23 protein-coding genes and 2 tRNA genes are annotated in these 17766 nt (G+C 35.5%); 4 read left to right on the forward strand and 21 right to left on the reverse strand.

The features are described from left to right. Positions 1–102: 102 nt before the first annotated feature. On the forward strand, positions 103–480 hold the full coding sequence (locus ACFPVY_RS14755; RefSeq protein WP_379792894.1) for a hypothetical protein: 378 nt from the start codon (positions 103–105) through the stop codon (positions 478–480). A gap of 42 nt (positions 481–522) precedes the next feature. Here the strand turns inward: ACFPVY_RS14755 and ACFPVY_RS14760 are convergent, their stop codons facing one another. The 4 genes from ACFPVY_RS14760 to ACFPVY_RS14775 all read right to left on the reverse strand — a co-directional run bounded on the left by ACFPVY_RS14760 (position 523) and on the right by ACFPVY_RS14775 (position 3979). Further along, positions 523–1239: a hypothetical protein gene (locus tag ACFPVY_RS14760; protein ID WP_379792895.1), complete on the reverse strand. Its 717-nt coding sequence runs from the start codon at positions 1237–1239 to the stop codon at positions 523–525. Positions 1240–1361: 122 nt separating this feature from the next. Then, positions 1362–1898, reverse strand: a complete 537-nt coding sequence (locus tag ACFPVY_RS14765; protein WP_379792896.1) for a hypothetical protein — start codon at positions 1896–1898, stop codon at positions 1362–1364. After that, entirely contained in the window at positions 1885–2574 is a 690-nt protein-coding gene (gene prfH / locus ACFPVY_RS14770) for a peptide chain release factor H (protein WP_379792897.1), read from the reverse strand. Before prfH ends, ACFPVY_RS14765 begins: the two co-directional genes overlap by 14 nt. 13 nt (positions 2575–2587) lie before the next feature. Next, complete coding sequence (locus ACFPVY_RS14775; RefSeq protein WP_379792898.1) at positions 2588–3979, reverse strand: RtcB family protein; 1392 nt, start codon at positions 3977–3979, stop codon at positions 2588–2590. 530 nt (positions 3980–4509) lie between these two features. On the opposite strand from ACFPVY_RS14775, the gene bshC reads away from it, so the two are divergent. Both bshC and ACFPVY_RS14785 read left to right on the forward strand, forming a co-directional pair. Beyond that, positions 4510–6108, forward strand: a complete 1599-nt coding sequence (bshC, locus tag ACFPVY_RS14780) for a bacillithiol biosynthesis cysteine-adding enzyme BshC (protein ID WP_379792899.1) — start codon at positions 4510–4512, stop codon at positions 6106–6108. Positions 6109–6529: 421 nt separating this feature from the next. Beyond that, positions 6530–6949, forward strand: coding sequence for a nucleoside-diphosphate kinase (locus ACFPVY_RS14785; protein ID WP_379792900.1), 420 nt, complete (start codon positions 6530–6532; stop codon positions 6947–6949). 82 nt (positions 6950–7031) lie between these two features. Here ACFPVY_RS14785 and ACFPVY_RS14790 read toward each other — a convergent pair whose 3' ends face one another. The 3 genes from ACFPVY_RS14790 to ACFPVY_RS14800 are packed head-to-tail and all read right to left on the reverse strand — an operon-like array spanning position 7032 to position 8319. Beyond that, a complete protein-coding gene (locus tag ACFPVY_RS14790; protein WP_379792901.1) occupies positions 7032–7580 on the reverse strand; it encodes a PepSY-associated TM helix domain-containing protein in 549 nt (182 codons plus the stop codon). Positions 7581–7601: 21 nt separating this feature from the next. After that, positions 7602–7898: a DciA family protein gene (locus tag ACFPVY_RS14795; protein ID WP_379792902.1), complete on the reverse strand. Its 297-nt coding sequence runs from the start codon at positions 7896–7898 to the stop codon at positions 7602–7604. Then, positions 7879–8319, reverse strand: a complete 441-nt coding sequence (locus tag ACFPVY_RS14800; RefSeq protein WP_379792903.1) for a hypothetical protein — start codon at positions 8317–8319, stop codon at positions 7879–7881. The genes ACFPVY_RS14795 and ACFPVY_RS14800 overlap by 20 nt, the downstream gene beginning before the upstream one ends. Before the next feature lie 103 nt (positions 8320–8422). Between ACFPVY_RS14800 and ACFPVY_RS14805 the strand changes: the two genes are divergently transcribed. Further along, on the forward strand, positions 8423–9502 hold the full coding sequence (locus tag ACFPVY_RS14805; protein WP_379792904.1) for a serine hydrolase domain-containing protein: 1080 nt from the start codon (positions 8423–8425) through the stop codon (positions 9500–9502). 235 nt (positions 9503–9737) lie between these two features. On the opposite strand, the gene ftsY is transcribed toward ACFPVY_RS14805, so the two are convergent. The 14 genes from ftsY to idi all read right to left on the reverse strand — a co-directional run bounded on the left by ftsY (position 9738) and on the right by idi (position 17683). Continuing rightward, positions 9738–10715: a signal recognition particle-docking protein FtsY gene (gene ftsY, locus ACFPVY_RS14810; RefSeq protein WP_379792905.1), complete on the reverse strand. Its 978-nt coding sequence runs from the start codon at positions 10713–10715 to the stop codon at positions 9738–9740. Positions 10716–10991: 276 nt separating this feature from the next. Beyond that, positions 10992–11144, reverse strand: a complete 153-nt coding sequence (locus ACFPVY_RS14815) for a DUF4295 domain-containing protein (RefSeq protein ID WP_113988621.1) — start codon at positions 11142–11144, stop codon at positions 10992–10994. 78 nt (positions 11145–11222) lie between these two features. Further along, positions 11223–11405 carry a 50S ribosomal protein L33 gene (gene rpmG, locus ACFPVY_RS14820; RefSeq protein WP_056069900.1) on the reverse strand — a complete coding sequence of 61 codons (183 nt, stop codon included), beginning with the start codon at positions 11403–11405 and terminating at the stop codon, positions 11223–11225. A 25-nt stretch (positions 11406–11430) separates the two neighbouring features. Further along, entirely contained in the window at positions 11431–11667 is a 237-nt protein-coding gene (gene rpmB, locus ACFPVY_RS14825) for a 50S ribosomal protein L28 (RefSeq protein WP_056069897.1), read from the reverse strand. Positions 11668–11741: 74 nt separating this feature from the next. Next, positions 11742–12992, reverse strand: a complete 1251-nt coding sequence (locus ACFPVY_RS14830; protein ID WP_379792906.1) for a competence/damage-inducible protein A — start codon at positions 12990–12992, stop codon at positions 11742–11744. A 37-nt stretch (positions 12993–13029) separates the two neighbouring features. Beyond that, the gene (locus ACFPVY_RS14835) at positions 13030–13374 is read right to left on the reverse strand and encodes an Hpt domain-containing protein (RefSeq protein ID WP_379792907.1); all 345 of its coding nucleotides are present in this window, start codon (positions 13372–13374) and stop codon (positions 13030–13032) included. Then, positions 13374–13985: a fumarylacetoacetate hydrolase family protein gene (locus ACFPVY_RS14840; RefSeq protein WP_379792908.1), complete on the reverse strand. Its 612-nt coding sequence runs from the start codon at positions 13983–13985 to the stop codon at positions 13374–13376. The genes ACFPVY_RS14835 and ACFPVY_RS14840 overlap by 1 nt, the downstream gene beginning before the upstream one ends. 71 nt (positions 13986–14056) lie before the next feature. Then, positions 14057–14827 carry an exonuclease domain-containing protein gene (locus ACFPVY_RS14845; RefSeq protein ID WP_379792909.1) on the reverse strand — a complete coding sequence of 257 codons (771 nt, stop codon included), beginning with the start codon at positions 14825–14827 and terminating at the stop codon, positions 14057–14059. 152 nt (positions 14828–14979) lie between these two features. Beyond that, positions 14980–15053, reverse strand: a tRNA-Thr gene (locus ACFPVY_RS14850). Between the two features lie 74 nt (positions 15054–15127). Beyond that, a tRNA-Thr gene (locus ACFPVY_RS14855) sits at positions 15128–15201 on the reverse strand. A 78-nt stretch (positions 15202–15279) separates the two neighbouring features. After that, positions 15280–15546 carry a hypothetical protein gene (locus ACFPVY_RS14860; RefSeq protein WP_379792910.1) on the reverse strand — a complete coding sequence of 89 codons (267 nt, stop codon included), beginning with the start codon at positions 15544–15546 and terminating at the stop codon, positions 15280–15282. 60 nt (positions 15547–15606) lie between these two features. Then, entirely contained in the window at positions 15607–16572 is a 966-nt protein-coding gene (locus ACFPVY_RS14865; protein ID WP_379792911.1) for a type I phosphomannose isomerase catalytic subunit, read from the reverse strand. A gap of 82 nt (positions 16573–16654) precedes the next feature. After that, positions 16655–17065 (reverse strand): 6-carboxytetrahydropterin synthase, encoded by a 411-nt coding sequence (locus tag ACFPVY_RS14870; protein WP_379792912.1) that lies wholly within the window; start codon positions 17063–17065, stop codon positions 16655–16657. Between the two features lie 90 nt (positions 17066–17155). Further along, on the reverse strand, positions 17156–17683 hold the full coding sequence (idi, locus tag ACFPVY_RS14875) for an isopentenyl-diphosphate Delta-isomerase (RefSeq protein WP_379792913.1): 528 nt from the start codon (positions 17681–17683) through the stop codon (positions 17156–17158). Positions 17684–17766: the final 83 nt, after the last annotated feature.

Consider the following 17766-nt stretch of genomic DNA (forward strand, 5'->3'; position numbering starts at 1 on the left):
ATATTTTTGACGAAGTTGCGCATTTGCTGATTTTTTTGGATTTGTCAGCTCATTTTAAATGCCTTACTTTGCATTATCGAAATTTAAGCTACTTTTTAAATTATGAAATCAATTATTCTCAGCCTATTTTTATTCTTATCTATTTCGGGATTTGCACAAAAAAAGAAGGAAATTCGGTTTTTATATGCCAAAAATCCTTCTGATATTACCTTTACAATTTCTCCAGACAGCACGCGCGCCTCCTTCTCCATCAAGACATTTGGCGGAATCATGAACATGCCCACAGATTCTGAAACTTCGACTTATTTTGGATTCAGCCACAGAAAAGCAACTACCATTCGTTCCTTGCCTTCTGTAACTCTGGAAGAATATTACGCGAATCCGTCGCAATATATTTTAAGCCAGCGAATTTATTTGATTGTTCCTTTTACCGATAAAATTTTTGCCATTTGGAAATGCAGTGTCCTTGGTGCAAAATAAAAAACTCCTGATTTCTCAGGAGTTTCTGTTTTAAATATGTTTTTAGAATTCTTCTTTCGAATAAAATTCTTCAATCGTTTCTTCTCGAATTTGCTGTTCTTCTTTGTATAGATTTTTTAGATATTTCGCCATTGCAAAAAACATAATGACGATTAAAAAGAAGATTGTTGCCACAAAATAAGCGTTTCCTAATTCAATCGAAATCATTCCGGCACCAATTCCATCGCCCATCGAAGAAATTGAATTGATATCACCCGAAGATTTAATCATAATTCCGTAGGCTAAAAGAAAAATAAATCCGATTGTCGAGAATATAATATGAAAAAGTGCTTTCTTTTTTGATTTTGTAAACGATATGATTAAGCCCAAAAGTGCCATCAATAAAGGAACTACCATAATTACAAAAAATAAAACCTTCGCCATTTTTTCGTCTTTCGTGCTTTTAGAAAGGTCAGATAAATTTCCAGCTTCTTCCTCGCCATTTTCAGTTACAATTGGTTCGCCATCTTCAGAAATCGAATCGGTTTCCGTTTTGGTATCGAACATATCTTTACCCATTTTTTCCTTGATGGTTTTCGCCATTTCACTTTTTTCCATCTTATCTTTCACGTCGTTTCCAATCACATAATCGAATCCGGTAACTGAAACCAGTTCGGTCGTATTACATTTTATGGTCAAAAACGGAAAAAAGAAACAGATGATAATGACTGTATAACTTGGGATTGGGAGTAAGTCAGAGATTATTTTTAATGCTTTCATAGTTTGTTGAAATTTTGCTCAAACTTACTATTAAAATCTTATTCTGTAAATAGTTATGCCTGTTTTTTTTTAACTAAAAACAAAAAAGACTGCCAAATTTCTGACAGTCTTTTCTGTAAAAATCATTTCGATTTCTTTTTAGAACTTTTCTTAGATTTCTTCGGCTTCTTTTTCTTTTTGCCCAAATCAATTTTACCCTTAATTCGTTTTTCAGCTTCATTAACTTCTGAATCAGAAGTATAATTTATCGAATGAAGTTTCGCATTTTTGATTTCTACCAAAGCTTTTTTAAATTCCATTTGAACTTCTAAAAGAATGGCTTTTTTGACCAAAATCTCTGCTTTATTGATTCCTTTTATAGTCAAAGCAAAATCAATCAGTTTTTGTGCTTCTTCAAAATCTTCGTTTAAAATCAAAGTCTGAATATAAAAAGGATAGACTTCTAAAGCGTGAATATTTATAGCCAAAGCTTCCTGAAAATAATTCTTCGCTTCGTCATAATTCAATAATTGCTCTGCTTGAATTCTTCCATAAAGACACAAAACCATCGTGTTTTTAGCATCATAAGAAAAAGCGTAATCTAAGGATTCAATGGTTTCTTCAAGCGAATAAGGATAATTATCCAATGCCTGAAAAACGTATTTATCAATTGTTTTCATTTCGTAAATCTGTTTTTAATTTCTGGCGAATTCCTTTGTAGCTCTTTTCGATTTTATTCTTTTTGAAATCGCTTCCTGAGAAAACTCTTATCGGATTTCCACGCTGAATATTCAGTTGGTTTTCCCATTGTTTCCCAACGTGATTTTTGAGCTGTTGCAAAGTTTCACCTTCTAATTTTTTTAGTAATCGTTCTGTTGCCAGTTTTTTGTTTTGGTGTTGCGAACGGCTGTCCATCGCCACAACTGCAATTCCGGTTGGAATATGCGTTGCCCGAATCGCCGAACTCACTTTGTTCACATGCTGTCCTCCCGCTCCTGAACTTCGCATTGCTTGATATTGAATATCATTTTCTGAAATCTCTGAATTCTTTTGTTTTTCAATTTCAAAGATCCCGATAAACCAATTCTTGCGTTTGTGCATTTTGCGAAATTGGCTTTGACCAATCCATTGAATTGTACCCAACCAAGAATTTGCAAACTCTTCGGCATTTTTTCCTTTGACAGAAAGCGTTGCCGTTTCCACAGTTCCGTTTTCTGAACCCGTTTCTCTTTGCAATACAACTGTTTCCAAGGTTTGTTCTTGCGCTTCTTCCAAAACTTTTTTTAACACTTGGGCGACAACCCAAGTGCATTCTGCAGGTCCGCGACCCGCTGTTATCTGAATTATTTTTTCCATTTTTCTTTTACTTTTAACGATCCATTCTCACGATTTTTGGCGTGAATGTTCCAAGTATTTCTACCAATTCTGTCTGATTCGCCATCACTTTTGTAATGTCTTTGTAAGCCATCGGCGCTTCATCGATATTGCCTCCAATTAAAGTCACATCGTTTGCTTGCAAGACTTTTTTAATTTCGCTTTGCGTAAAAGTACTTTTGCATTTTGCTCTTGAAAATAATCTTCCGGCTCCGTGCGAAGCAGAATTCAAACTTTCGGCGTTTCCTTTGCCTCGAACAATGTAACCTGGCGCGGTCATCGAACCCGGAATGATTCCCAATTGTCCTTCTCCAGCTGGCGTTGCGCCTTTTCTGTGAACGATACATTCCTTGCCATTGACCATTTCTTTCCACGCAAAATTGTGGTGGTTTTCAATGTTCACAACGATTCTTTTTCCGAGTGCTTTGGCGATTCTTCGATGAATATCATCGTGACACGCTTTAGCATATTCTCCTGCCAAATTCATTGCTAACCAATATTCTTGACCGTCGTGCGTGTTCAAATCGAGCCACGCTAAATGCTGTACATTCTTTGGCAACGGACATTGTTTGGTCGCCAAATATGTGTAATGTTTGGCAATGTTTGCTCCCAAACCGCGCGAACCACTATGCGAAAGCACGGCAAAATATTCACCTTTTTCAAGCTTCCACTCGTTCAACGGACTGTCGATTTTCACAACTCCAAACTCCACGAAATGGTTACCTCCACCCGAACTTCCCAATTGCTTATAGGCTTTTGGCAAAAGACTTTTCAGCAACGGAATATCTTGAAACTCACTTTTATAAAATACTTCGTGGTCGGCTTTTGTGGCGTGCGTTTCTTTCATCCCAAATTTGGTATTGTCTTTCAAAATCGCTTGCAACTGGTGGTCTTTTCCTTTCAGAAATGAAGCAGGCAAATCAAAAATCGAAAGGCTCATTCTGCAACCGATGTCAACGCCAACTCCGTAAGGAATCACGGCATTGTCTGTCGCTAAAACCCCGCCGATTGGCAATCCATAACCAGAATGCGCGTCTGGCATCAAAGCTCCGGCTATTGAAATTGGCAATTTCAACGAATCATACAATTGAAATTTGGCTTGCTCGTCGATTTCATTTTCTCCAAAAATCGTGAACGGAACGCGCGTTGTTTTTAATTGGTGCATTCTGACTTGAACCGGCTTGATTAAACCTTCGGCGACTTTTCCCCAAGTTCCGTGGCCTTCAAATTTTTCTGGAGAGAGCAAAACTTCTTTGGCTTCCGTTAGAATTGATTCTTTTTTCTCTCTTTTTCTGTATCTATTTATTTGCCCAAGGGCGATATTTATTGAATTGTTTTTTGGAAAGCCCAATTTGATCAGGTCTTTTCCGGATAATTTATTTCCCATAAATTTTGTTGATTCTTGTTTTTTTGGCGCAGGTTTCCTCTGGTTTTTAAACAGAAATGTTTAAAAATTAAAAATGAAACGTGCAAAGTCTTTTATCCAATTTGGATAAATAAGTGAACTGACTTTCGGGAAATTTTTTGAAGTGTCTAGAATAAAAAAAAGCCCGAAACTAAATGTCTTCGGGCTTTTTCATATATCTAAAAATGTTTTTCTAAGATTGAAATAAACCACGAAGAAGCGTTGCACCAAATCTTGTTGGTGTGAAGCTTTGAACTGATGATGTAAGTACAAACATTTTTCTTCGTTTTAAAGTGTTATTAATTTTTCGTCTGCAAAGATTTAGAATAGTTTTTGAATATTCCAAATTTATTTTTGAAAAAGTCGAAAGTTTTTAAAGTTTAAAGTCATAAAGTCCTTGTTTTACGCATTAAAACGACTTGTCAACTTTCCACTTTATGACTTTTTACTTTATGACTTATTTATAAATTTATGCCTTAATTTTCTTTATTTTTACAGAAAATTTTTAAACTATGCCCACCGACTGTATCAGCTATCAAGAATCTGGTTATTTTTCTTCATTAATCAATGATTATTTAAACCAAAAACCAGACTTACAGTCGCTTTACCATCGATTTCCTACTTTAGAAAACTTTGAAAAACAGCTGGTTGAAAAGGGCGAAAACTTCAATTTTCAAGATAACTTAAACCGAAAAACATTAGTTTCTGTTTTAGAAAAACAATATGCGAATTTGAATGTTTCTGATTTGACAAATGTGAATATCAAGTCGCTTTCAAGTTCAAAAACATTCACAATTACAACCGGACATCAGCTGAATTTATTTACCGGACCATTGTATTTTTTGTATAAAATAGTTTCCGTAATTAATTTGACCAAGCAATTAAAAGGAGAATATCCTGAATATAATTTCGTTCCTGTTTATTGGATGGCGACGGAAGACCACGATTTTGAGGAGATAAATTACTTCAATTTACACGGGAAAAAAGTGCGTTGGAATACTGAAAATGGCGGACCTATCGGGAGACTTTCTACTAAAGGTTTGGATGAAGTTTTTGAAGTTTTTTCTTTGGAATTAGGTTTGGGAAAAAATGCAGAATATCTTAGAAAATTATTTCAAGATGCTTATGTGAAACACTCTAATTTGGCAGAAGCTACTCGTTTTTTAGCCAATGAAATTTTCGGAAAAACCGGTTTGGTAATTATCGATGCTGATGATGCTGATTTGAAAAAAGAATTTATTCCGTTTGCGAAAGAGGAACTTTTAAAACAGACTTCACACCAGAAAGTTTTGGAGACTTCTGAAAAATTAAAAGACTATAATATTCAAGTTAATCCGAGGGAAATCAACCTTTTTTATATTGAAGATAATTTGCGTGAGCGAATCATTTTTCAAGATAATTTTTACTACGTAAATAATACAAAACTGAAGTTTTCGGAAGCTGAAATCTTGCAATTATTGCAAAATAATCCGGAGAAATTTAGTCCGAATGTGATTATGCGACCTTTATATCAGGAAGTTATTTTGCCGAATCTTTGTTACATTGGCGGTGGTGGCGAATTGGCATATTGGTTGGAATTAAAATCTTATTTTGAAGCTTCGAATGTCACCTTCCCGATTTTACTTTTGCGAAATTCAGTGCTTTTGGCGACTGAAAAACAAGCTAAAAAAGCGGACAAATTAGGTTTGTCTTGGAACGATTTGTTTTCAAAACAAGTTGATTTGATGAATGATAAAGTGAAAACTTTTTCGAAATTTTCGATTGATTTTTCTTCGCAGAAGGAATTTTTAAAGAAACAATTTGAGGACTTAAATATTATGGCGAATGCTACTGATAAATCTTTTATTGGTGCGGTTAAAGCGCAAGAAGTAAAACAGATTAAAGGTTTGGAAAATCTTGAAAAGCGTCTTTTAAAAGCAGAAAAGAAAAAACACGAATCGGAATTGGAACGAATTGCTGATTTGCAGAATGAAATGTTTCCGAATAAGAGTCTGCAGGAAAGAACGGTGAATTTTTCGGAGTTTTATTTGGAGAATGGCGAGGTTTTGATTTCTAAATTATTTGAGGAATTAAAGCCTTTGGAGCATGAATTTTCTGTGATTGTTTTGTAGGTTTTTTTACCGCAGATTTTTGGATTTTTTTCTGTTTTTTTTGAACACAGATGACACAAATTAAAAAAATTAAACGGATTTTTTTTGTGAATCTTGTCATCTGACTAAGGAAGAATCTTCGAAGGATTATTCTATTTTGCGAGGAATCCTCGTTCCTTGGAGTAAAAAGATTCTTCGACAAACTGTTTCGACAACGATTGGGTGGCGATAACAAAAAATCACTGCCTTTTCCTGCTAACCCCGATTGGCGGGGAAATCCTGGCGTTGTGAGATTGCTTCGCAAGCTCGCAATGACAGATTGTACCAGAAAGCGGGACCGACTTTTGCTGATAATTCGTGATTTTTCTGTTTCTAATTCTTCTAAAAATTTTCGTTATCTGTTAAAAAACACTACTTTTGCGCCAAATTTAAAAACAAAAAAATGGCAACGAATAGAACATTCACAATGATTAAGCCTGATGCGGTTGAAAACGGACACATCGGTGGGATTTTAAACATGATTACTGAAGGTGGTTTTAAAATTGTTTCTTTGAAATTAACGCAGTTGACTGTGGCTGATGCTCAAAAATTTTATGAAGTACACGCTGCGAGACCTTTCTACGGAGAATTAGTAGAATTTATGTCAAGAGGTCCGATTGTAGCTGCAATCTTGGAAAAAGATAACGCTGTTGAGGATTTTAGAGCTTTAATTGGAGCTACAAATCCTGCGGATGCTGCTGAAGGAACTATCCGTAAAAAATATGCAAAATCTATTGGAGAAAATGCTGTTCACGGTTCTGATAGCGATGAAAATGCTGCTATCGAAGGTGCTTTTCACTTTGCTGGAAGAGAGCAGTTTTAATTAGTTTTCAGTTCTCAGATTGCAGTAAGCAGTCTTTAAAAATATAAAAAATCCCGTTTCGATTGAGACGGGATTTTTGTTTTTATGCTAATAAGAAAAGAAAAATGAGCGGGAATATTAAACCGGCTAATGCTAATTTCCAGCCTCGTTTTTTGAAAGTAAATTTTCCTGCCGGAATCATGATTGCACCGGTGACAGCAATGACAATCAAGGAAAGTCCGAAGACGTCGCCGTAATAAATCCACCAGTTTGAGGTGTTTTTGTGGAGCTTCATTGTTTGGCTGATGAATGGCGTTTTGATGAAAGAAACGACTTCGCCTGCGCCAGTTTTCATGTCGATTTCAACATCATTTTTTTCAAACGAAACTTTTAACTTTCCTTCTTTTATATTGAAACGACGCAGTTTATCGTCTATTTCTATTTCTTCTTTGAGCTTGTCGATGTATTTTTCAGAAATCAATTCTTGAGCTGGAAGTTGCAATTGAATTTGACGCGTTTCAATTGTGTATTTTTCTGGTTTCCAGACTTCTCTGTGGTTCATTAAAATTCCGGAGAAGGCAAATGCGATGATTAATCCGATGTAAAAATAGCCTAAATCGCGGTGAAGGCCTCTGATTTGTTTTTGCTTCATTCTATAAATTGTGGTAGTTTACTATCTAAAAATGATCTCTTTCACGACGTCACGGCGAAATTCTTCGTTAATCATTCTGATTATTTTTTCTTTTCCGTAGCTTAATTCTTCACGCAAAACAGCTGAAGTTAATTCAACATAAAGCGTGTTTTTTCGCAGCGTAACTTCTTTGGTATAACTGTTTACGCCATTTCCCATCAACGAAATCCAAGCTTCTTTCACAGTAATTTGGTCAATACCGGTTTGAAGTTTATTGGCTTCGATAATGTGTTTTAAAACATCGCCTACAGAATTTTCGTTATTTAGTCGTTTCGCCATCGAGTAAGTTTATTGCTGTTGCTTTTTTGTAGTGATATTCGATATTTTGCTGGTTTAAAATAACCATTTTATCGTCTGAAATGGATTTCAATTCTTCTTTCCAAGTTGCATATTCTGTCTTGTAATTTAGATAAATTTTATCGTCTTTCTCAGTGATTTCAACAGCTTCTGCGGTATCATCTGCAAGAAATTTTCCGTTTAATTGTGGTGTAACTTTTTTGCGAAAACCTTTGTAATCTTTTCCGATTTCAAAAAAATCATACATCATATTGATTTTATAGTCTTTTTCAGAACCGTCAGCCATGAGTACTTTTTCAATTTCCCAATAACCATTCAATTTTTGCGTTTCTTCTTTAGAAACTTTTTGTCCGCAAGCCGTTAATACTAAGGTAACAAACAATAATAATGCTGTCTTTTTCATATTCCATTTTAAAAAAATAAAATTACCATTTATTAATAGGATAAAAAAGTTTCTGAATTAAACTATTTGCTATTTTTAAAGTCTTATTGAAAACGTGATGGTTATGAAAAAAATTATATTTCCGATGGTGGTTGTTTTTGCTTTTTTAGCTTGTAGTTCTGACAGCGAAGAACCCGAACAAACTCCAATTCCTACTGAAGATTTATACTTTCCTTCTTTAGATGAAAATGCCGTTTGGGAAACTGAATCTGTCTCTGATTTAGGTTGGAACCAAAGTGCCGTGAATCCGTTGCTTGCTTATTTGGAAGAAAAACATTCAAAAGGTTTCATTATTTTAGTGGATGGAAAAATAGTTTTAGAAAATTATTTCAACGGACATTCGGCTTCCACAAACTGGTATTGGGCAAGTGCAGGAAAGACTTTAACTGCAACAATGGTAGGAATTGCCGAGCAGGAAAATTTCTTAAATATCAACAACAAAGTTTCAGATTATCTCGGAACAGGATGGACAAGCGAACCTTTGACCAAGGAAAATATGATTACAAATAAGCATTTATTGACAATGACTTCTGGACTGGATGACGCTATTAATGACGATTGTGTAACGCCAGAATGTTTGGTTTATAAAGCCGATGCCGGAACGCGCTGGGCTTATCATAATTCGTATGTAAAATTGCAAGATGTTGTGGAAGAAGCGACTTCGCAGACTTATGCTAACTATTTTAATTTGAAGTTGCGAAATAAAATTGGAATGAATGGCGCTTGGATCCAATCAGGAAACAACAGCGTTTATTGGAGTACAGTTCGAAGCATGGCTCGTTTTGGACTTTTGATGCTGAATAAAGGAAAATGGGATGATGAAGTTATTTTAAACCAAAATTACTTTGAAGATGCCACAAATACTTCACAAAATATTAATCTTGGATATGGATATTTGTGGTGGCTAAATGGAAAAGCAAACTATCATTTACCTCAATCACAATTGCAGTTTCCAGGAAGCATTATTCCGGAAGCTCCAAATGATATGTTTATGGCACTAGGCAAAAACGATCAGAAAATTTATGTAATTCCAAGCAAAAAGATGGTGGTGATTCGAATGGGAGAAGCTGCTGATGATGTAAATCTCGCTTTATCAGATTTTGATGAAGTTTTATGGGATAAAATAAATGCATTAATAAATTAACGCATTTATTTTATTTATTCTTTTTAGCCGTAACTCTTTTTGAAGAATTACCTTGCTTTCTTTGCCTGAAAAAATTTCTAACGGCTATGTAAAATGAACACCATCCTAAAAATGCAAACAAATAATAAAGTGGTTGTATTTTACCTTCAAAAAGCCGTGCTATTAAAATCAAAAGCACGAATAAAACATAGAGATGAAGCGGTTTTACATTTTTTATTGAGAATGCCATTTAATTTTATTTGAAAAAAGAATCTACGAATTCTATTTTGTTGAAAACCTGCAAATCCTCAATACCTTCGCCTACTCCGATGTATTTTACCGGAATTTGGAATTGGTCTGAAATTCCGATTACGACACCGCCTTTTGCAGTTCCATCTAATTTTGTTACCGCTAACGAAGTCACTTCTGTTGCTGCTGTAAATTGTTTTGCCTGTTCGAAAGCGTTCTGACCTGTTGATCCGTCAAGAACTAATAAAACATCGTGTGGTGCGTCTTCAACGACTTTTTGCATCACACGTTTTACTTTTGTCAACTCATTCATCAAGTTTACTTTGTTGTGCAAACGTCCTGCTGTGTCAATAATCACGATATCTGCGTTTTGAGAAACGGCAGATTGCAAGGTGTCAAACGCTACAGAAGCTGGATCGCTACCCATTTGCTGTTTCACAATTGGAACGCCAACTCTGTCTGCCCAAATCTGCAATTGGTCGATTGCTGCGGCACGGAAAGTATCGGCAGCACCAAGAACAACTTTATATCCAGCTTTGTTGAATTGATACGCTAGTTTTCCGATGGTTGTGGTTTTTCCAACGCCGTTTACACCAACAACCATTAAAACGTAAGGCTTTTTGTCTTTTGGAATTTCGAATTCTGTGGCTTCGCCCGAATTTGTTTCAGAAAGAAGTCCGGCGATTTCTTCACGGAGAATTTGGTTCAGTTCGTCGGTTCCCAAGTATTTGTCGTTGGCAACGCGTTCTTCGATTCTGGTGATGATTTTTAGCGTTGTGTTTACGCCAACGTCTGAAGAAACTAGGATTTCTTCGAGGTTGTCTAAAACTTCGTCATCAACTTTTGATTTTCCTGCAACGGCTTTGGTCAGCTTTGAGAAAAAGGATGTTTTTGATTTTTCTAAACCTTTGTCCAAGCTTTGTTTAACTTCTGGGCTAAGGTTTTCTTTTTTTTCTGATGAAAATATTTTCTTAAAAAAGCTCATTTTTTATCTGATTGTTAGATGTTTCGATTATTCGATCATTCGATTTCGACAATCTTGGTCCTGAAGTTTAAAGAAGGCGAAAGCGTTTTTAACTAGCCCCGATTGGCGGCAGTAGCTTTTTCTTCGATTTTTCATCGGAGAAAAACTACTGCAGAAAGCGGGAACTACATTTAAAAAATGCCTTGTGTTTGGCTTCTGATAAAACTTATGACAAATATAAAAATAAAAAAGCTACTTCCGAATGAAAGTAGCTTTTCTATATGCTGTTTGATTGAATTATTTCTTTTTCAAGAACTCATCAACTAATTCAGGAGCCATAACGCTTTCAACGAAAGTGTATGCACCAGTTTTTGGAGATTTTACCATTTTGATAGCTTTTGTCAATCTCTTTGAAGCTGTCTGTAACGTTGCAACGGTTTTCTTTGCCATGATTTAAATATTTTTACACGAAATTTTATTTAAAAATCTGCAAATGGTCACCATTTGAGATTTTATAAAAGTCTCTGATTACTTAATTTCTTTGTGAACTGTTACTCTTTTCAAGATTGGATTAAATTTTTTAATCTCTAATCTGTCTGGAGTATTTTTTTTGTTCTTTGTTGTGATGTATCTTGATGTACCTGGTTGACCACTAGTTTTGTGCTCTGTACATTCTAAAATTACCTGGATTCTATTACCTTTCTTTGCCATCTTGCTATATAGTTTTTAGGAAGGATTATTTAATAAATCCGTTAGCTTTAGCTTCTTTCAAAACTGCAGCGATTCCATTTTTGTTGATAGTTTTTATTGTAGATGCAGCTACTCTAAGAGTAATCCATCTGTCTTCTTCAGGAAGATAAAAACGTTTTTTAACTAAGTTTACAGAAAATTTTCTCTTAGTCTTGTTCATCGCGTGGGAAACGTTGTTTCCAACCATCGCTCTTTTACCCGTAAGGTCACAAACTCTTGACATTATGCTTATCTTTTATCGTTATTCAAAATCAGGGTGCAAAGAAACGAAAAATAAACGTTTGTACAAAATAAATATTATACATTTTTTAAAATTTCTTTTTGAAGCATCTCAAAAGCCGTATTTACCGCTCTATCAATGACTTTTTCTCTTGGCTGACCAAAGCTGAATTCTTCGCAAATGACTCCGTTTTTGGTTGCTAAAGCGATAAAAACGGTTCCGACTTCGGCTGGAGAATCTCCTTTTTCGGGTCCGGCGTTTCCTGTAGTAGAAATCGCATAATCTGTTTTCATTAGCTTTTTTGCTCCGAGTGCCATTTCAATTGCCACTTCCCTGCTTACGACAGAATATTTATCGATTAATTCTTGTGGTACTTTTAATATTTCGGTTTTTATTTCTGTGGAATAACTGACGATGCTTCCTTTAAAATAGTTGGAAGAACCCGGAATTGCGGTCAACATTTGAGCAATCTTTCCGCCGGTACAGCTTTCTGCCGTGGAAATTGTCATTTTGTTTTTTGTCAATAATCTGCCTAAAATTACTTCTAAAGTTTCGTTTTCATCATAACCCACAATGATGTCGCCGATGATTTTTGACAGTGAAATTACGTTTTCTTCAATTGCTTCTTTCAGCATATTTTCGTCGGTTCCACGAGCAGAAAGTCGCAATCTGACTCTGCCGGGATTTGGCAAATAAGCGAGTTTTATAAATTCGGGAAGGTTATTTTCCCAAGCTTCAATTCGCTCTGCAACAAGACTTTCGCCTTGACCATACGTTAAAATCGTTTTATGGATTATAAAAGGTCTTTTGTATTCTTTGATGACTTTTGGAACCACTTCGTTCTCAATCAAGTATTTCATCTCATACGGAACTCCGGGGAGCGAAATAAAGACGGTATTTTCTTTCTTCATCCACATTCCGGGTGCGGTTCCCATTTTGTTATTTAAAACGGTTGCTTTTGAAGGAACGAGCGCTTGGTCTTTGTTCATCTGCGTGATTGGACGCTTGTAAAATCCTTCGATTAATTCTGTGACGTGCGCCAAAACTTGCGGATTGACAACTAATTCGTCTTCAAAATAATCGCACAAGGTTTTTTTGGTAATATCGTCTTTTGTTGGACCTAAACCACCTGTAATGATAACCAAATCGACTTGGTTTTGAAGGTGTTTTAAGGTTTCTAAAATATGCTGACGACTGTCACTTATAGAAAGTATTTCGTGAATGTCAATCCCTATTTTATCTAAGGATTTTGCTATAAAAGCAGAATTGGTGTCGATGATTTGACCAATTAAAATTTCATCGCCAATAGTCAAGATTGTTGCTTTCATAAAATTTTTGATTGCAGATTTATGGCTTCAGAATAAATTAAATATTAAAATCTTTGCTGATTTCCTTAACCGCTTTTTCGATTTTATCTGCGATACTTTTGTAAGTTTCTTTAATTTCTTTCTTTTTTCCTTCGCGTTTTGTCCAATCTTCTACTAAAAGAATTTCTTCAAAAGCAACTGTCATTCCAAGCAAATCTAAGGTTGGCTTAATCTTGTGCGCGTAACTGTACGCCAGCTTGTAATCCTTTTCTTTGATGCCTTTTTTGACATTTTTCAAGTCGGCAGGAACTTCGGTCACAAACAAATTGATGATGTCTTGCACGAATTCGCTGTCGTTGTCTGAAATCTCATAGACTTTTGCGAGGTTGTAATGTATAGCCATTATTTTACTTGTATTCTAAATAGTTTGTGTCCTTCTAAAAACCCTTCAAGAATATCATCTGGACTGACTTTTGCCACGCCTTCTGGTGTTCCTGTAAAAATAATATCGCCAATTTTCAACGTAAAATATTGCGAAACATAAGAAATCAATTCGTCAATTTTCCAAAGCATGTGACTCATATCGCCAGTTTGCACTTTATTTCCGTTATTGGTTAACTCAAATGTAAGATTTTCTAACGACTTGAATTGTGATTTTGGCAAAAATTCTCCAATCACCGCAGAACCGTCAAACGCCTTTGCTTTTTCCCAAGGAAGTCCCTGATCTTTCAATTTTGCCTGAACGTCGCGCGCTGTAAAATCAATTCCAAGGCCGATTTCGTCATAATATTTATGAGCAAACTTTGGGTCGATGTGTTTTCCAACTCTATTAATTTTCACCAAAACCTCAACTTCGTGATGAATATCATTGCTGAATTCTGGAATAAAAAACGGAAAGTTTTTTGGCAAAATCGCCGTATCTGGTTTCAAGAAAATTACAGGTTCCGTTGGTTTTTCGTTTTGTAATTCCTCAATATGTTTGGTATAATTTCTACCGATGCAGATTATCTTCATCTTTTTTAGGTTCAGGCTTCATGATTTTGGGTTTTGGGTTACCTTGAACCTTAAACCCAAAACCCTGCACCTTATTTTGTGTTTAACTTCCTTAATTTTATCGCTGTCAAGACCTTTTTTGTATATAAAGGAAAGTCAGCATTTTGAATCCAGCCAAAATATCCTGGTTCTGTTTCAAGTACTTTTTCAACTTTTGCACCTTTGTGTTTTCCGAAGGTAAAAATTTCTTGGTTTTCTTTATCCAAAGCAATAAATCCGGCAAAATCAACGGATTTTTTTCTTGTTGTAAATTGCGAAAGCGATTTCATATCGTGTGGCAAATCTTCGTATCGTTCTAATTGCGCTTTCAAGATTTCGTAGGTTGCCATGGTATCAGCTTCCGCGGAATGTGCGTTTTCAAGACTTTGACCACAATAAAATTTATACGCTGCACTCAAAGTACGTTCTTCTTTTTTATGGAAAATCGTCTGAATATCAACTGAAACTTCGTTTTTCATATCAAAATCAACTCCGGCTCTTAAAAGTTCTTCGGCCAAAAGCGGAATATCAAAACGGTCAGAATTAAATCCGGCCAAGTCAGAATCTTTGATCATTTGGTGAACCGTGGAAGCTAATTCTTTAAAAGTTGGCTCATTCGCCACTTTTTCGTTTGTGATTCCGTGAACCGCTGTAGATTCTGCGGGAATCATAATCGTTGGATTTACCAGCCAGGTTTTGCTTTCTTTGTTTCCGTTTGGAAAAACTTTGAAGATTGATATTTCTACAATTCTGTCTTTACAGATGTCGATTCCTGTGGTTTCAAGATCAAAAAAACAGATTGGTTTTGTTAGTGTAAGTTCCATTTTATGGGTTTTATTTATGGACTGCAAAGATAAACGCTTTTGAGTTTACAACGTTTAAATAACATTATTTTATAAGTCTTTTTTATGAATCAAATTCCATTAGATTAAGCAAAAAAAAACCACCTAACAAAAAAGTTAGATGGTTTATCTTGAGCCGGCGGAGGGACTCGAACCCACGACCTGCTGATTACAAATCAGCTGCTCTAGCCAACTGAGCTACGCTGGCGACTCAATATATTCGTAATGAATGCGTCAATTTAAATAAAAAACCACCTAAATAAAATAGATGGTTTTTTTTTGAGCCGGCGGAGGGACTCGAACCCACGACCTGCTGATTACAAATCAGCTGCTCTAGCCAACTGAGCTACGCTGGCGACTCATTACGGGTGCAAATATAAGTCTGTATTTTGTTATTCCAAAATAAATTCAAACTTTTTTCACCCTTTTTTTTACTACAAAGCGTTGATTTTAGTAACCAATTGATTCGCAGCTTGTTCTAATTCTGTATGAATTTGTTTAAAGTGAGATTTTTTGTTCTCAACGTTCTTAGCGTTTACTTTTGCGATCAAAGAATCGAAAGTAACGATAGCTTCGTCGATCAAAGCCTCTGAAGCTTCAGTTGGTTTTCCTGCTGTAGACATTTCCCAAATGTAAACTGCTTCAATAATATCTCCTAAAACGTAGTTGATGTCTTTCTTTAAATTCTTAACGTTTGCCATTTTTATTTTTATTTTAATTTGCGATTGCAAAATTAAGCATAAACTTTCTATTTGAGGCTATTAAATGTAAATTTCTAACAGAACCGCATTTCCGTTCAAATTGAAATTTTTAAGCGCTGCAGGAATCAAAATCGTATCTCCTTTTTTATACGACCATTTTTCTCCGTTTAGTTCCAAATCAAAATTTCCTTCCATGCACATATATACCGTGAACGAATCATTTGTTTTTTCAACCGAAACTTCTCCGTTCAACGGAAAATAATTCGTGATAAAATAAGGACAGTTTACAACCGGATTGCTTTTGTTTTCGTCCTTTGAATATACTTTTTCTGTATCAGTCGTATTGTAATTAATCGCGTCAAGCGCCAATTCGATGTGCAATTCACGTGATTTTCCTTCCGCATCCACTCTATCCCAATCATAAACTCTATAGGTAATATCAGAAGTCTGCTGGATTTCAGCAATCACAATTCCCGCTCCGATAGCGTGGATTGTGCCAGTTTCCAAAAAGAAAACATCACCCGCTTTTACCGGAACTTCCTTTAAAATCGAAAGCAATGATTTATTCTCCAGATTTTCTACGTATTCTTCCTTGCTTGAGTTTTCTTTGAAACCAACAACGATTCTCGCTCCTTCATCGGCTTGCATTACATACCACATTTCGGTTTTACCAAAAGAGTTGTGGCGTTTTTTTGCCAATTCATCATTTGGATGTACCTGAATGGACAAATCGTCTTTGGCATCGATGAATTTAAAAAGCAATGGAAATTCTGTTCCAAATTTCTGATGAATTTTAGTTCCCAAAACTTCTTCTGGAAATTTAGAAATCAAATCATTCAGCGATTTTCCTTCGTATTTTCCATTTGAGATTACGCTGACATCACCTTTAACCGTAGATAATTCCCAGCTTTCGCCCGTGATATCTGAAGTGATATTTTTATTGAATTCTGTTTTTAATTTTTTACCGCCCCAGATTCTTTCTTTTAAAATCGGGTCAAAAATAATTGGATATAATTCTAAGCTCATTTGTTTATTTTTAGAGGCAAATTACTGCAATTTCCCTTTTAAGTTCTACTATTATTTTGTGTAATCTTTATATCTTTTGAAACTACTCCCCTTTGTAACTCACGAAATTTCTGGGAGTTTCATATAAAATTACTTCTAAATCCATTTCAGCGTCAATCTTTTTTCGGAGTTTGTTCCAAATTACAACGGCAATGTTTTCGGCTGTCGGGTTCAAATCAAAAAACTCTGGAACATCCAAATTCAGGTTTTTATGGTCAAAAGGTTTTTCCACTTCTTCCAAAATAATATCCGCCAAATCTTTGATATCCATCACATAACCCGTGTCAGGATTTATTTTTCCGGTCACGCTCACGGTCAATTCATAATTATGTCCGTGGAAATTCGCGTTGTTGCATTTCCCAAAAACAGAATTGTTCTTTTCATCAGACCAATCTTTTCTGTAAAGGCGATGCGCGGCGTTAAAATGGGCTTTTCTGCTGACAGTAACTTTCATTTGGATTTATTTTGGGTTCAAGGTTTTAGGTTTTGTGTTCAGGTCTTTACTACAATTAAAGTCTGCATTCTGAAAACTGAACACTGCAAACTACTTCTTATGTTCTTCTAAAAAATGATAAAATTCGTCAAAGATAATCTTGAACCAAACCGTGTAAATCGCCGGATTTTGAATCATATCTTCTTTGATGGCGTCAATGTCCATCCACTTCCAGCTTTCCACTTCATCACGATTTATGTTTGGTTCGTCATTATAATAGCCAATCATCACGTGATCTAGTTCGTGTTCAGTCAGGCCGTTGTCAAAAGGCGCTTTGTAAATAAAATGGAAAAGCTCTTTCAATTCGGTAGAAAAACCCATTTCTTCCTGCAATCTGCGGTTTCCAGCTTGAATATTCGTCTCGCCCTCGCGCTGGTGACTGCAACAGGTGTTCGTCCACAGCAACGGCGAATGGTATTTCTCTGAAGCGCGCTGTTGTAACATCACTTCGTTTTTTGAGTTTAAGATAAAAATCGAAAACGCACGATGCAATTGCGCTTTTTCATGCGCCTCCAGTTTTGGCATCAAGCCAATTTGCTCGTCATTTTCATTGACCAATATTACTTTTTCTTCTGTCATAACTTTTTATAGCTTGTCAAAAATACAAAAAAGAAATTGGTTGTAGAAATTTGTGTTTTTTGTAAGGAAATTACTTTAATTGT

Origin of the sequence: Flavobacterium qiangtangense (assembly GCF_042658345.1) — a bacterium.
Lineage (GTDB): Bacteria > Bacteroidota > Bacteroidia > Flavobacteriales > Flavobacteriaceae > Flavobacterium > Flavobacterium qiangtangense.

Coding starts and splice junctions, on each gene's coding strand:
- ACFPVY_RS14755 (WP_379792894.1), top strand. CDS start 103: ATGAAATCAATTATTCTCAGCCTATTTTTATTCTTATCTATTTCGGGA.
- ACFPVY_RS14760 (WP_379792895.1), bottom strand. CDS start 1,239: ATGAAAGCATTAAAAATAATCTCTGACTTACTCCCAATCCCAAGTTAT.
- ACFPVY_RS14765 (WP_379792896.1), bottom strand. CDS start 1,898: ATGAAAACAATTGATAAATACGTTTTTCAGGCATTGGATAATTATCCT.
- prfH (WP_379792897.1), bottom strand. CDS start 2,574: ATGGAAAAAATAATTCAGATAACAGCGGGTCGCGGACCTGCAGAATGC.
- ACFPVY_RS14775 (WP_379792898.1), bottom strand. CDS start 3,979: ATGGGAAATAAATTATCCGGAAAAGACCTGATCAAATTGGGCTTTCCA.
- bshC (WP_379792899.1), top strand. CDS start 4,510: ATGCCCACCGACTGTATCAGCTATCAAGAATCTGGTTATTTTTCTTCA.
- ACFPVY_RS14785 (WP_379792900.1), top strand. CDS start 6,530: ATGGCAACGAATAGAACATTCACAATGATTAAGCCTGATGCGGTTGAA.
- ACFPVY_RS14790 (WP_379792901.1), bottom strand. CDS start 7,580: ATGAAGCAAAAACAAATCAGAGGCCTTCACCGCGATTTAGGCTATTTT.
- ACFPVY_RS14795 (WP_379792902.1), bottom strand. CDS start 7,898: ATGGCGAAACGACTAAATAACGAAAATTCTGTAGGCGATGTTTTAAAA.
- ACFPVY_RS14800 (WP_379792903.1), bottom strand. CDS start 8,319: ATGAAAAAGACAGCATTATTATTGTTTGTTACCTTAGTATTAACGGCT.
- ACFPVY_RS14805 (WP_379792904.1), top strand. CDS start 8,423: ATGAAAAAAATTATATTTCCGATGGTGGTTGTTTTTGCTTTTTTAGCT.
- ftsY (WP_379792905.1), bottom strand. CDS start 10,715: ATGAGCTTTTTTAAGAAAATATTTTCATCAGAAAAAAAAGAAAACCTT.
- ACFPVY_RS14815 (WP_113988621.1), bottom strand. CDS start 11,144: ATGGCAAAGAAAACCGTTGCAACGTTACAGACAGCTTCAAAGAGATTG.
- rpmG (WP_056069900.1), bottom strand. CDS start 11,405: ATGGCAAAGAAAGGTAATAGAATCCAGGTAATTTTAGAATGTACAGAG.
- rpmB (WP_056069897.1), bottom strand. CDS start 11,667: ATGTCAAGAGTTTGTGACCTTACGGGTAAAAGAGCGATGGTTGGAAAC.
- ACFPVY_RS14830 (WP_379792906.1), bottom strand. CDS start 12,992: ATGAAAGCAACAATCTTGACTATTGGCGATGAAATTTTAATTGGTCAA.
- ACFPVY_RS14835 (WP_379792907.1), bottom strand. CDS start 13,374: ATGGCTATACATTACAACCTCGCAAAAGTCTATGAGATTTCAGACAAC.
- ACFPVY_RS14840 (WP_379792908.1), bottom strand. CDS start 13,985: ATGAAGATAATCTGCATCGGTAGAAATTATACCAAACATATTGAGGAA.
- ACFPVY_RS14845 (WP_379792909.1), bottom strand. CDS start 14,827: ATGGAACTTACACTAACAAAACCAATCTGTTTTTTTGATCTTGAAACC.
- ACFPVY_RS14860 (WP_379792910.1), bottom strand. CDS start 15,546: ATGGCAAACGTTAAGAATTTAAAGAAAGACATCAACTACGTTTTAGGA.
- ACFPVY_RS14865 (WP_379792911.1), bottom strand. CDS start 16,572: ATGAGCTTAGAATTATATCCAATTATTTTTGACCCGATTTTAAAAGAA.
- ACFPVY_RS14870 (WP_379792912.1), bottom strand. CDS start 17,065: ATGAAAGTTACTGTCAGCAGAAAAGCCCATTTTAACGCCGCGCATCGC.
- idi (WP_379792913.1), bottom strand. CDS start 17,683: ATGACAGAAGAAAAAGTAATATTGGTCAATGAAAATGACGAGCAAATT.